Below are 12,781 nucleotides of genomic sequence, written 5' to 3' on the forward strand. Positions count from 1 at the left end.
TTGTCGTGAGATCGCGTGATTAGTCGAGGACGGCATTACTGAGAAGCGGAAAGCGCTTCCACATTGGCATTGAGAGCCAATTGTCCCTGGCGAAGTTCCCTTAGATCGTCCTGAACGGCTGCGACCTCATCGGCGACCTCATCATGATCGCCGGAGAGTGACGCGAGACGCGCGCTCAGATCGTCGAGGTTCTCTTGCAGGTCGTCAAGCGTTGCGCCACGGGCCTGACGTGCATCGGCCAGTTCCTCAAGACGCTGTGACAAAGCCTCGATCCCATCGCCCTGCTCTTCCTGGCCCGAGGAAAGAGACTCCAAGCGTGACGACAAGGTGGCGCGTGCATCCTCTCCAGTGCTTTCCAGGGCCTTGAGCGAGGATTGCTGGGCGGCAATGAGAGCTTGCTGGGTCTCTTGCGTCTCACGCAACCTCTCCAGGGCATTGCCCGAACCTGTGCTTTCTTCCAGCTCGCTAACCTTGGTTTCCAGGTTGCCTATCACCGCGCGGGAAGCGCCCAGTTCAGATCGCAGCCGGTCCAGTTCATTGCGCAAGCTGTCGCCGGAGGCATCCAACGAGCTGCCTGTGGCGTCTAGGCGGTCGGTCAAGGTGTTTTGACGTGCTTCAAGGTTGGAAAACCGCGCCTGCCAGGCTTGGCGCTCTTGCCAGTAAAATCCTGTGATTCCCGCCAAGGCGACGATGAGGAGCAGCGTCAGGCACCATAATGGCCAGACGCGCGAACGACGACGTCGCGTGCCGCTGCTGCGACGCTGTGGACGGCTGTCGAGGCGTTCCTCGGCGATGGGGTCGTCGCGCTCGGGCACGATACGCGGCTCCTGACGTGTTCCTTCAGGTCGTTCAGACATGCTCGGCTCTCGTCTCGGCTACGTTATTAATCAATACCCTGGCGCATCCACGAGTGTGGTGAAATGGGCGCTTACCGGGGCCGGTGCTAGGATACCGGGCGTCGTTGAGGACGCAGATGCTTGGTATTGTAAGGTTTTTAAGCAAAAGGAGAACACCATGGCATTTGAACTGCCCGCCCTACCGTATGAGAAAAACGCGCTCGAACCGTATATCTCCGCCGAAACCCTGGAGTATCACTACGGCAAGCACCATCAAGCCTACGTGAACAAGCTCAACGAGTTGACCCAGGGTACCGCCGACGACGACAAGTCACTCGAAGAGATCATGCAATCGGCTTCCGGCGTCATGTTCAATCAGGCCGCCCAGGTATGGAACCATACTTTCTACTGGCACTGTCTCTCCCCACAGGGTGGCGGCGAACCCAAGGGCGCGTTGGGCGATGCGATCAAAGCGACCTTCGGTTCCTTCGAGCAGTTCAAGGAAACGTTCAATGCCCAAGCGGCGGGTAATTTCGGCTCCGGCTGGACCTGGCTGATCAAGACCGCCGATGGTGGCGTGACCATCAGCAACACTGATGATGCCGACTGCCCTATCGCGCACGGTCAGACGCCGCTGATGACCATCGATGTCTGGGAGCATGCCTACTACATCGATTATCGCAATGCCCGGCCCAAATACCTGGATGCCGTGTGGAATGTCATCAACTGGGACTTCATCGCCCAGAACTTCAACGGCTGATCGTCCGTCGAGATAAGCACTGAGCACGCCCCGTTTCGACGGGGCGTGCGTCATTCAGGCATTCGCAGGGTCCGCTCGTCGGCCGATACCGCGATAGATCAAACCGCGTGCCGCGACATAATCGGGATCGAAGATATTGCGGCCATCGAGGATCAACGGCGTGGCCATGAGCTCACTTAGACGACGCCAATTGGGATTCCAATAGCATTTCCACTCGGTGACCAGCATCAGGGCATCCGCGCCCTCGCAAGCGGCGTAAAAATCGCCGTCGCAAAAGCGCACGCGAGGATGATCCCCGTAAAGGTCACGCAGTGCCGGCAACGCCTCGGGATCGTGAATGCTGACATGGACGCCCTGTGCCAGCAGCGCCTCGAGCAAGGTCAGCACCGGCGCCTGGTCGATGCGGGTGGTGCCGGGCTTGAATGCCGCTCCCCAGATCGCCACGCGCCGCTTGAAAAGCTGGCCATGGAAGTGGTGCCAGAATTTGCGAAACAGTGTCTCTTTTTTCTGCTCGTTGATGTCGAGGACATGCTCGAGCAGCAGCGATTCGCGACCGGAAGCATGCTGGACGTCGGCCAGCCGCATGAGGTCGCGCGAGAAGCTGGGACCGCCAAAGCCACAACCGGGATACAGATATTCGAACCCGATGCGGCTGTCGGCGCCCATGCCCAGGCGGACGTGTTCGACATCGACATCCAACGAGTCGGCCAGACCCGCTAATTCATTCATGTAGCTGATGCGTGTTGCCAACATGCCGATGATTGCCAGCTTGGAGAGCTCTGCAGCGCGGCGTGGCATGAGCTGGAAGACGTCCTGACGGCGGTTGAACGCACGTAGCAGCTCACGTACCTGAGCGGTGGCCTGGCTATCTTCGCTGCCCAGCAACCAGCGTGCCGGACGAGTGAAGGTCTCCCAGGCACGGCCTTCTTCCAGCATATCTGGCAAGGCGACGGCTGACTGGTCGGCGTGCCCTAGCAGGGCCTCGAGGCGTTCGGTGTGGCCGACCGGGAACGTCGAATTATTGACGATTACCAGCGGGCTGCTTTGTGCAGCGGGAATATCGGCCACATAGGCTTCGGCGGCCTCGCGCTGATCCGGAGCCAGCGCCAGCCAATGAATCTCGACCTCTTCCCGCGTGGGCGTATCGGTCAGGCGCAGCAAGCCCGAGCGACACCCCGCATCGATCTGGGATTTGAGTCCCGGTTCGCGAAGCAGCCATTCGGCATGTTCCAGACGTTGCCAAGGCACCTCGGGATGCGGGCACCAGTCAACCTGGTGCCCCACCGAGGAAAGCGCTGCCGCCGCCACGGCCGCCGATAGCTCGCTTCCATACACGTTCACGCGCATGGCATCAGCCCTCGTTTGCGTAACGACCCAACAGGGAGCGGAATCCTTCGCCATACTGGGGATGGCGCTTGGCGAGTGCCAGCGTGGCTTCCAGATAGCCTAGTTGGTGCCCGCAGTCGTAGGTATTGCCACGCATGCGATAGGCCTCGGCGCCCTGCTGCTGGCGCAGGGTTTCCAGGGCGTCGGTGAGCTGGATCTCATTCCCCGCGCCGGGCTTGGTGTCGGCGATCAGCGGGAAGATAGCAGCCGGCAGCAAATAACGCCCGATCACCGCCAGGCTCGAAGGCGCCTCCTCCACCTTGGGTTTTTCGACCATGCCGGTCAACGGTGCGCTATCGCCGGGGCTCGGTACTTCGCCCTCGAGTGCCACGATCCCATACTTGTGGGTCATCTCTTGCGGCACGTTTTCGACCATGATCTGTGCCTGGCCGCTCTTGCCGTAAGCCTCGATCATGCCCGCCAGGTCGTTCTGCGCCAGATCGCCGGCATCTACCAGCACATCGGGCAGCAGCACGGCAAACGGATCGTCGCCAATCACTGACTGTGCACACAGCACGGCGTGCCCCAGTCCCAATGCGACCGGCTGGCGCACGGCAATGATGCTTACGTCCTCGGGCACGATGTTGCGGACTTCCGCGAGCAGTTCATCCTTGCCCTTGGCTTCGAGCATCGCCTCGAGCTCGAAGTTCTTGTCGAAGTGGTTCTCGATAGCGCTCTTGCTGGAGTGCGTCACCAGCACGATTTCCTTGATGCCGGCGGCCACCGCCTCTTCGACGACGTATTGAATGACCGGCTTGTCGACAATGGTGATCATTTCCTTGGGAATGGCCTTGGAGGCTGGCAGGCAACGGGTGCCGAGTCCAGCGACGGGGAGTACGGCCTTCTTGATCATGAGGAGTCCTTCCTTAGCGTTCTAGGGTCGAGTGTCGGCAGTATGCCATAGTGAAAAGCGCGACGGCGCCACCGATTCGGCATTCCTTTGATGGTATTCAGACAAAGAGGTTCGCACTGTCTTGCATTGTCGAGGTTGGCAGATTGGCAGAATGCGCCCCTCAACATCCACGCGTAACATTGTAGAATGTGCTTTATTGGCGTGCCGGCACATGACGCCCCATACAGACATTAGATTTCGAAACGAATGCTGCGGCATCGGTTCGATCATTTCTCCAAGAGGAAGCCCCATGAGCGAGACGTTCGGTAACAACGTGGATCACGCCGAGATCGCCAAGTTCGAAGCGCTTGCCAGCCGCTGGTGGGATCCTGAAAGCGAGTTCAAACCGCTGCATGAGATTAACCCGCTGCGTCTGAACTTTATCGATGAGCAGGCCAATCTGGCAGGCAAAGCCGCCATCGATGTGGGTTGTGGCGGCGGTATCCTCAGCGAGGCGATGGCCCATCGCGGCGCTCGGGTCACAGGTATCGACATGGGAGAAGCGCCGCTCGCCGTTGCGCGGCTGCATCAGCAGGACAGCGAGGTAGAGGTCGACTACCGCCAGATCAGCGCCGAAGAAATGGCGGCCCAGCATCCCGGTGAGTTCGATGTCGTCACCTGCCTGGAAATGCTCGAGCATGTCCCCGATCCGGCGGCAATCGTGCGTGCGTGCGCGACCCTGGTCAAACCCGGCGGCCACTTGTTCTTCTCGACCATCAATCGCAACCCCAAGGCGTACATGTTCGCCATTCTGGGGGCCGAGTATGTCTTGCAGCTGTTGCCTCGCGGTACGCACACCTACGATAAGTTCATTCGCCCGGCAGAGTTATCCGCTTGGTGCCGCGACGCCGGATTACGCGTGCGTCGGCAAACCGGACTGACCTACAACCCCGTGACCAAGCGCTATCGCCTGGTGGCCAACGACGTGTCCGTGAATTATATGATGCATTGCACACCGGAATGGACAGGCCCGGGAGAGGCGCAATGAGCTACGCCACGCCGGCGGCGCTGCTTTTCGATCTCGACGGCACGCTCGTCGACACGGCGCCTGATCTGGCGCAAGCCACCAATGCCTTGCGAACCCATCACGGACTCGCGCCATTGCCTTATGAAACCATCCGCGCACAGGTCTCGAACGGCGGCAGCGCCCTGGTGGAGCTGGCGCTGGGATGGGCGCCTACGCATGCCGATCATGGCGAGGCCCGGCGTTTCCTCCTCGAGACCTACGGCCGTAACATCGCAGTGCATAGCCGCGTATTCCCCGGCCTGACGCCTCTGCTCGAAGCATGGGACCGAACCCAGCGCCCCTGGGGAATAGTGACGAACAAACCGCGCGCCTATGCCGCACCCTTGGTCGAAGCACTCGGTCTGACACATGGCGTATTGCTGGCTGCGGATGATCTGCCGCTCAAGAAACCCGACCCTGCGCCACTACTCGAGGCAGCGCGCCGTCTCGGCGTCGCGCCCGTCGATTGCTGGTACATCGGTGACCATCTACGTGACATGCAGGCGGCGCGCGCGGCGGGCATGCACGCTATCGCGGTACGCTATGGCTACATTGGCGATGAAGAAACCCCCGATACGTGGCCGGTGGATCGTTGGTTCGAAACGCCGGAAAGCTTGACGCAGGCGCTTTGGCCAAGCGAAGACGGCATGCTGGCGGTGCCTTCCGACTGACGACACCGCCTAGGCGGGAACCGACGCTACGCCCTCGGTGGCTGAGCATCGAATGCCTGGCCCGTACGCCCCCGGCTGGCGGGTCCCATCAACCACAGGTACGTCGGCATGATGTCCAGCGGCGTGCGTAACGTGGCTGGGTCCTCATCAGGATAGGCTCGCTGCCGCATGGCAGTGCGCGTCGCCCCGGGGTTGAGGGTGTTCACACGTACCGAGGTAGTGGGCTCGAGTTCTTCGGCCAGCACCTGCATGAAGCCTTCCGTCGCGAACTTCGAGACCGAATAGGCACCCCACCGCGCGCGTCCCTTGCGTCCGACGCTCGAGGAGGTCAGCACCACCGAGGCATCGCGAGACGCCTCGAGCAATGGCAGCAACGTCTGCGTCATCCACGCCGGCCCGGTGACATTGACCTGCATCACCCGTTCCCAGAGTTCCAGATCGTAATGCGCAAAAGGCGTCAATTCCCCGAGCAGCCCTGCGTTGTGCAGCAGGCCATCGAGACGCCCGAACTCGCGTTCCAGCGTGTCGGCCAGATCGCGATATTCCTTGAGTGTCGCCCCCTCGAAGTTGAGCGGAAAAATCGCGGGTTGCGGACCACCGGCAGTCTCGATTTCATCGTAGACCGCTTCGAGCTTGGCCAGCGTACGCCCGACCAGGACCACCGTGGCGCCGTGCTCGGCAAAAGACCGCGCGGCGGCGCGCCCGATACCGGCCCCGGCGCCAGTAACGAGGATGACCCGCCCCTCGAGCAGGTTTGCTGGCGGATGAAAATCGATATGACATTCCATGAGTCATCCTCCATTTTGCCGCGTCAATCACTCTGACTGGTTCAGGAAATCCTTGGCCATGTCAGACGCATTGCTATCAGGATAGTCGTCGCGGACGCGCTCGAGGAGCTTTGTGCTTTCATCGGGATGGCCTTGGCGCGCCTTGAGCAGTCCCAACTTGTAGAGAGCATCCGCGACCTTGTTGCTGTCGGGATAGTCATCGATGACCGTCTGGAAAGACTCGGCGGCCGCGTCCAATTGCGATTGCGCGGAATACAATTCGCCTAGCCAATAGTGCGCGTTGGGGCGTAAATCGGAATTCGGGTAGTCACCGACGAAATTCTCGAAGGCCTGGATTGCTTGATCGAACTGACGCGCCTGAACCTTCTTGAAAGCCGCCTGATAATCTTCGCGCCCCTGGTCGCCTGACGTGCCCTCTTGCGCACCACCTGCTTGCGATTCGTTGGTACCGGCATCCCCGGTGACCGACTCGGCTGCATCGCTATCGACGCCGGAAGAATCTCTAGAGGAATCAGAACGCGACGCCATGTTATCGACGCGCTTTTCAAGGTCCAGAAAGCGTTCTTGCGAAAGTTTCTTCTGCTGCTCGAGTTGATAGCGTAATTCCTCGAGCTGGCCACGCAATTGCTTGATCTCGCGCTGGCTGTCTTGAAGCTGATTGAATAAGGTTAGATTGCCGCCACCGCCGCCCGCTTCCCCACGCACGGCGGTCTGGCTATAAAGGCTACTGCTGGACTGATCGGTCAAGTCATCGACCGAGGGCTGAGCCCATACGGACAGCGGGAGCACCAAGGCTCCCGCGCCGCACAGTCTTTTCAGACCGTGTTTCATACCTGACTCCGGCGACGTTTAGTAGGAAAAGACGACGCGGCGATTCTGGGCGTACGACTCTTCATCGTGACCGCGGGCCGCAGGACGTTCTTCGCCATAGCTGACGATTTCGACCTGTGACGACGAGACGCCTTCCACGCTGAGATATTGCTCGACGGCTTGCGCACGACGCTCACCCAACCCTAGGTTGTACTCGCGAGTGCCGCGCTCGTCGGCATGCCCTTCCAGGACGACATCGGTGTTGGGATGATTCTTGAGATATCGAGCATGCGCTTCGAGTACCGATTCGAATTCCGGACGAATGGTATCGCGGTCGAAAGCGAAGTAGATGGTGCGCTGTTCGGGCATGGCATCGCGGTCGCTCATATCGCTGCCCGCGGTGCCCTGCCCGCTTTCCATGCCTTGGCTGGAGGCAGAGCCTGATCCACCGGCGCCTGTTCCGGAGGTGCCATCCATGCTGCCATCCTGAGTGCCGCCAGTGCTGGAACAACCCGCGAGAACGGCGAGTGAAATGGCGACGGCGAGCCCTTGAGCATACGGTTTGAATTGCATTGTTTTCTCCTTGCTTGAAAGTCGAATGACTCTAACGCGGTTTAGTCCAAAAAGGGCGACCATGCGGGTTCGCGGACGTCCCCTTGTGGCGATGGCAGCCGGAAAGAAGCACTCCCATCGTCCGATACGGCCCCCAATACACCGCGGGTCCCTTCTTGCGTGGCGAAGATTACCATGGTGCCATTCGGCGCGACACTGGGAGATTCATCCCAGTTGGAATCGGTGAGGATCGTCATGCGATCGGTATCCAGATCCTGTCGAGCAACGTGGAAACCATCGTCGTCGCGGGTCACCATGAATATCGCATCGCCCTCTGGATTGAAACGGCCACGTGAATTGTAGCTGCCAGTGAAGGTGATCCGCTGGGCCTGCTCGTCTCCCAGGCTGTAACGATAGATCTGCGGATTGCCACTACGGTCGGAGGTGAAAATCAAGCTACGGCCGTTGGGTGCCCACTCGGGTTCGGTGTCGATCGCGTCGCTGTGCGTCAGACGCGTGAGGTCACGCGAACCGAGATCCATGACGTAGATCTCCGGCTGGCCATCCTTGGATAGCGACATCGCCAGCTTGCGACCATCCGGCGACCAAGCCGGTGCGCCATTGATGCCCTCGAAGGAGGTCAGGCGAACACGCTGCCCTGTGGCAAGATTCTGGACATAAATGGAGGGCCGCCCCGTCTCGAATGAGACATAGGCCAGCTTTTGCCCGTCGGGTGACCACGCCGGCGACATGATGGGCTCGTCCGAGGACAGAATCTGCTGATTGTTGTGCCCATCGGAGTCGGCGATATTCAAGGTATACTTGATGTTATCCTCGACGCCACTGGCCGAGACATAGGCGATGCTCGTCGAAAAGGCGCCGCGAATACCGGTGATCTCTTCAAAGATCTGATCACTGATATAGTGTGCGCTATCGCGCAGTTGATCACGGCTGGAGGTCACGACTTCGCCGAGCATGCGGTCTTCGCCATTGACGTCCAGAAGCTCGTACTGGATGCGGTACTGACCATCCTGGTTCTCGACCTTGCCCACCACCAAATAGTCGCTATCCAGCTGTTGCCAGTCTTGATAGTGAACATCATCGCTGCTGCTGGGCCGCGAGATCAGCGATTCACGCGACAATGGCTCGAAACGACCGCTGCGTTCCAAGTCATTGCCGACGATGCGCGAGACCTCTTCCGGTAGTTGATCTCCTCCTTCCATGGGCACGATGGCAATGGGGATGGCTTGATCGCTGCCTTTGGTGATTTCGATGGTCAGCTCGGCATGCGCCATACCAGCGCACAACATCAGCAGCAACGTAGCTGCCCAAAGGTTGAGTCGTTTCATCAGCGGATATCCTCTGGGTTGAAGTCCAGATTGAATTCACGGAACTGACCTTTTACCGAAGCGTCGAGTTCGCGCATCTCACGGAATGGCGCCGCCTTTTCGACGGCATTGATCACGGAATGATCGAAAGCGGAATTGCCACTGCTTTGAGTGATCGTGGCGTTTACTAGCTCGCCAGTGGGCAGTAATTGGATTCGCACGATGGCGCGTAACTCCGAAGACGCATTGGAGGGTACATTCCAGCTTTGCTCGACGTATCTGCGAACCAGGTTCTTGAAGCCATTAGCGGCTTCGCTGGCCTGCTCGGCGTTAGCAATGGATTGTTCTTCATCACTGATCATGCTGTCCAGTGATGACTCATTGGCCTGGGCTGCCCGTTCGGCGAGCTCTTGCTGGCGCTTCCGCTCGGCCTCGGCTTCCGCCTGACGCTTCCGCTCGGCCTCGGCTTCTTCCTGACGCTTCCGCTCGGCTTCGGCTTCTTCCTGACGTTGTCGCTCGGCTTCAGCCTCTTTCTGACGCTGTCGTTCGGCTTCGGCCTCTTGCTGACGCTGTCGTTCGGCTTCGGCCTCTTGCTGACGCTTCCGCTCGGCCTCGGCTTCTTCCTGACGCTGCCGCTCAGCTTCAGCTTCTTTCTGACGCTGCCGTTCGGCCTCGGCTTCCGCCTGGCGCTTCTTCTCGGCTTCAGCTTCTTCCTGACGTTGTCGCTCGGCTTCGGCTCGCTGCTGTTCTGCGCGTTGCGCTTCTTCCTGCAAGCGCCGGGCTTCGGCTTTGGCTTCTTCCACCGCGTTATCCGTTACCTCGGCATCGTTATCGGGCGCTGGCTCCTTGGACGATTCCTCAGGCGCCGATTCTTCGGGTTTCGGCGCATCCTCTTCCTCCGACTGTGAAGGCGGCGGAGTGGATTCCTCGGTCTGCTGGGGCTGATCGGTCGCCGTTTCCGCGCGCACGAGCGTCGCCTGGACCACCGATGAAGAGGTTGGGTCTGGCTCGCTTTCAGGCCATTTGATGATAGTGAGCATCAGCGCCGCGATATGCACGCCAATGGCCAGCAGCACTGGCCAGCCATAGCCTACACGGCGTTCACGTTTCGCCATGTCGATGCCTCACTCTTCACCGCCGGAAGGGGGTTCGGAGATAAGTCCGACGTTGCCCACTCCCGACCCTTGCAGTGTGCTCATCAATGTCACGATCTGACCATAGGCAACATTACGATCGCCACGCACCATGACCGGTGTATCCGCGTTGCGGCTCAGCATGGCCTTGACCTTTTCCCCGAGTTCATCGAGGGCGACGGACGTCTCTTCGTCTCCCAGGGAAATGTAGTACTGCCCTTCACGGTCCACCGACACGATCAGTGGCTCTTGCTCCTGGGTATCGATGGGCTCGGAAGACACCTGTGGCAGTTCGACATCGACACCTTGATTGAGCATGGGGGCGGTGATCATGAAGATCACCAACAGCACCAGCATTACATCGATGAACGGCACGACATTGATCTCGCCCATCGGCTTACGCCGCTGGCGATGATGATAGGATCCGTACATGCTTCCTCCCTCAGGATGCCTCGCGTTCGCTGCGCCCCTGCAGATTGCGGTGCAGAATGGCGTGGAATTCCTCGGCGAAGTTCTCGTATTTGCCGAGCAAGCGTCCCGCATGGGCGGACAGTCGGTTATAGAAGATCACCGCAGGAATAGCGGCAAACAGCCCCATGGCCGTGGCGACCAAGGCCTCCGCGATCCAGGGCGCCACGGTGGAAAGCGTGGCCTGCTGTGCCATCGACAAGCTTTGAAACGATCCCATGATGCCCCATACGGTGCCGAAAAGGCCGATATAAGGGCTTGCCGAGGCAACCGTGGCCAGGAAGGTCAGGTTCAACTGGAGGCGGTCTTCTTCACGCGACAGTGCCACGCGTTGGCCTCGCTGCACGCCCTCGAGCACGGCATCGGTGCTTTGAGTCTTGGGCATCAGACGGTTGAATTCGCGAAAGCCGGAGCGGAAAACGTGCTCCGCACCCAGCGATTCCTGTTCGGCGGGCAGGTCACGATAGAGCTCATTGAGATCGACGCCGGACCAGAAGCGGTCCTCGAAATCCCGATACGCTTTTTCGGCGCGACGTAGCGCGATGCTGCGTTGGAAAATGATGATCCATGAGGCTATCGAGGCCGCCAGGAGCAGGAGCATGACCAGTTGAACGATCAGGCTGGCGTTCATGATCAGATGCGGAATGGACATGGAGTCGTTCACGGCAATCCTCGTGTCGCTTGAGAGTTCGTTTCGCTTGGTTTATCCGTGCATCAGTGGCTGCAGAGCATCCGGCCAACGCACGGGTTTAAGCCGAGAAGCCTCGAGGCAGACGATGTCCACCCGGGCCTCGCACAGTCGTTCCCCGCGACGTGTCACTGTCTGGGCGAAGGTCGCACGGCAGGCAGTGGATTCGACGACATCCGACGTGATGTGCAGTTCGTCGTCGAGATGGGCAGGCTTGGCATAACGGCATTCCAGATGATGCACGACCAGTTGAATTCCCTGTGCGAACAAGTCGCGCTGGGTTAGGCCGTGGTGGTTTAACCACTCGCTGCGTGCCCGCTCCATGTATTTGAGATAGTTGACGTAATAGACGATGCCGCCGGCATCAGTGTCTTCGATGTAAACTTTCACCGAATGCGTGAAGTCGCTCATGCATCGCCCTCCACCCGCTTGTCGTCAAGCGACGGCGCCGCGACGACGGCATCGCTCGGCGTCAGACCGAAGTGTTCGTAAGCCAGACGTGTGACCACACGTCCGCGAGCGGTACGCATCATGAATCCCTGCTGGATCAGGTACGGTTCTAGGACATCCTCGATCGTGTCGCGTTCCTCGCTGATGGCGGCCGCCAGGCTGTCGACACCGACCGGACCGCCATCGAACTTCTCGATCATGGCCATCAAAAGACGCCGGTCCATGTGGTCGAGCCCATGGCGGTCGACATGCAGCATGTTGAGGGCTTGATCGGCAATCGCTTCATTCAGGCGACCGTCGCCGCGCACTTCGGCGAAGTCGCGCACGCGTCTCAGCAAGCGATTGGCGATGCGTGGCGTGCCGCGTGCGCGGCGGGCTATCTCGGCCGCGCCGTCACGGTCGGCCTCAACCCCCAATAAATGCGCCGAGCGGACGACGATCTCGGTCAACTCGTCGACCGCGTAGAATTCCAGTCGCTGTACGATACCGAAACGATCGCGTAGTGGCGACGTGAGCAATCCCGCACGCGTGGTGGCGCCGACTAGCGTAAAGGCCGGTAGATCGAGCTTGATGGAACGCGCGGCGGGGCCCTCGCCGATCATGATATCGAGCTGGTAATCCTCCATCGCCGGATATAACACCTCTTCCACCGAGGCGGGAAGGCGATGGATCTCGTCGATGAACAGCACATCACCGGCTTGCAGGTTGGTGAGCATGGCGGCGAGATCGCCGGCGCGCTCGAGCACGGGACCGGAGGTGGATTTGATATCGACGTCCATCTCGGCGGCGATGATGTTGGCCAGCGTGGTCTTGCCCAGGCCGGGCGGCCCGAAGACCAGGGTATGATCGAGGCTATCGCCGCGCTGACGGGCCGCGCTGATGAAGATATCCATCTGCTCGCGCACACGGGGCTGACCGATGTACTCGGCAAGCCGCTGCGGGCGGATGGCATGATCCACGTGCACCTCGCTTCCCTGAGGTTGTGCCGCGATCAAGCGGTCGGTATCGATCAT

The 12,781-nt window shown here is 60.0% G+C and carries 15 protein-coding genes; 3 read left to right on the forward strand and 12 right to left on the reverse strand.

Annotated elements, in window-relative coordinates; genetic code table 11:
* Positions 1-35: 35 nt before the first annotated feature.
* Positions 36-857: a hypothetical protein gene (locus L1071_RS12540; RefSeq protein WP_246975355.1), complete on the reverse strand. Its 822-nt coding sequence runs from the start codon at positions 855-857 to the stop codon at positions 36-38.
* A 157-nt stretch (positions 858-1,014) separates the two neighbouring features.
* On the opposite strand from L1071_RS12540, the gene L1071_RS12545 reads away from it, so the two are divergent.
* Positions 1,015-1,596: a superoxide dismutase gene (locus L1071_RS12545; protein WP_246975357.1), complete on the forward strand. Its 582-nt coding sequence runs from the start codon at positions 1,015-1,017 to the stop codon at positions 1,594-1,596.
* Between the two features lie 54 nt (positions 1,597-1,650).
* Here the strand turns inward: L1071_RS12545 and L1071_RS12550 are convergent, their stop codons facing one another.
* Both L1071_RS12550 and galU read right to left on the reverse strand, forming a co-directional pair.
* On the reverse strand, positions 1,651-2,943 hold the full coding sequence (locus L1071_RS12550) for a nucleotide sugar dehydrogenase (RefSeq protein ID WP_246975359.1): 1,293 nt from the start codon (positions 2,941-2,943) through the stop codon (positions 1,651-1,653).
* A gap of 4 nt (positions 2,944-2,947) precedes the next feature.
* Complete coding sequence (gene galU, locus L1071_RS12555) at positions 2,948-3,835, reverse strand: UTP--glucose-1-phosphate uridylyltransferase GalU (RefSeq protein WP_246975361.1); 888 nt, start codon at positions 3,833-3,835, stop codon at positions 2,948-2,950.
* 289 nt (positions 3,836-4,124) lie between these two features.
* Between galU and ubiG the strand changes: the two genes are divergently transcribed.
* Positions 4,125-4,862 carry a bifunctional 2-polyprenyl-6-hydroxyphenol methylase/3-demethylubiquinol 3-O-methyltransferase UbiG gene (gene ubiG / locus L1071_RS12560; protein ID WP_246975363.1) on the forward strand — a complete coding sequence of 246 codons (738 nt, stop codon included), beginning with the start codon at positions 4,125-4,127 and terminating at the stop codon, positions 4,860-4,862.
* The gene (locus L1071_RS12565; RefSeq protein WP_246975365.1) at positions 4,859-5,551 is read left to right on the forward strand and encodes an HAD-IA family hydrolase; all 693 of its coding nucleotides are present in this window, start codon (positions 4,859-4,861) and stop codon (positions 5,549-5,551) included. Before ubiG ends, L1071_RS12565 begins: the two co-directional genes overlap by 4 nt.
* Before the next feature lie 26 nt (positions 5,552-5,577).
* Here the strand turns inward: L1071_RS12565 and L1071_RS12570 are convergent, their stop codons facing one another.
* The 9 genes from L1071_RS12570 to ruvB are packed head-to-tail and all read right to left on the reverse strand — an operon-like array spanning position 5,578 to position 12,781.
* Positions 5,578-6,339, reverse strand: a complete 762-nt coding sequence (locus tag L1071_RS12570) for a YciK family oxidoreductase (protein WP_246975367.1) — start codon at positions 6,337-6,339, stop codon at positions 5,578-5,580.
* A gap of 27 nt (positions 6,340-6,366) precedes the next feature.
* Positions 6,367-7,170 carry a tol-pal system protein YbgF gene (gene ybgF / locus L1071_RS12575; RefSeq protein WP_246975369.1) on the reverse strand — a complete coding sequence of 268 codons (804 nt, stop codon included), beginning with the start codon at positions 7,168-7,170 and terminating at the stop codon, positions 6,367-6,369.
* 18 nt (positions 7,171-7,188) lie between these two features.
* Positions 7,189-7,722, reverse strand: coding sequence for a peptidoglycan-associated lipoprotein Pal (gene pal / locus L1071_RS12580; RefSeq protein ID WP_246975371.1), 534 nt, complete (start codon positions 7,720-7,722; stop codon positions 7,189-7,191).
* A gap of 41 nt (positions 7,723-7,763) precedes the next feature.
* Positions 7,764-9,050, reverse strand: coding sequence for a Tol-Pal system beta propeller repeat protein TolB (gene tolB, locus L1071_RS12585; protein WP_246975373.1), 1,287 nt, complete (start codon positions 9,048-9,050; stop codon positions 7,764-7,766).
* Positions 9,050-10,144, reverse strand: a complete 1,095-nt coding sequence (tolA, locus tag L1071_RS12590; RefSeq protein ID WP_246975375.1) for a cell envelope integrity protein TolA — start codon at positions 10,142-10,144, stop codon at positions 9,050-9,052. The genes tolB and tolA overlap by 1 nt, the downstream gene beginning before the upstream one ends.
* 9 nt (positions 10,145-10,153) lie before the next feature.
* Positions 10,154-10,594: a protein TolR gene (tolR, locus tag L1071_RS12595; protein WP_246975378.1), complete on the reverse strand. Its 441-nt coding sequence runs from the start codon at positions 10,592-10,594 to the stop codon at positions 10,154-10,156.
* Between the two features lie 10 nt (positions 10,595-10,604).
* Positions 10,605-11,282, reverse strand: a complete 678-nt coding sequence (gene tolQ, locus L1071_RS12600) for a protein TolQ (protein WP_281504585.1) — start codon at positions 11,280-11,282, stop codon at positions 10,605-10,607.
* Positions 11,283-11,333: 51 nt separating this feature from the next.
* Positions 11,334-11,729: a tol-pal system-associated acyl-CoA thioesterase gene (ybgC, locus tag L1071_RS12605; protein WP_246975380.1), complete on the reverse strand. Its 396-nt coding sequence runs from the start codon at positions 11,727-11,729 to the stop codon at positions 11,334-11,336.
* Entirely contained in the window at positions 11,726-12,781 is a 1,056-nt protein-coding gene (gene ruvB / locus L1071_RS12610) for a Holliday junction branch migration DNA helicase RuvB (protein ID WP_246975382.1), read from the reverse strand. Before ruvB ends, ybgC begins: the two co-directional genes overlap by 4 nt.

The sequence above is a fragment of the Chromohalobacter sarecensis genome, assembly GCF_023061135.1.
Classification (GTDB): Bacteria; Pseudomonadota; Gammaproteobacteria; order Pseudomonadales; family Halomonadaceae; genus Chromohalobacter; species Chromohalobacter sarecensis.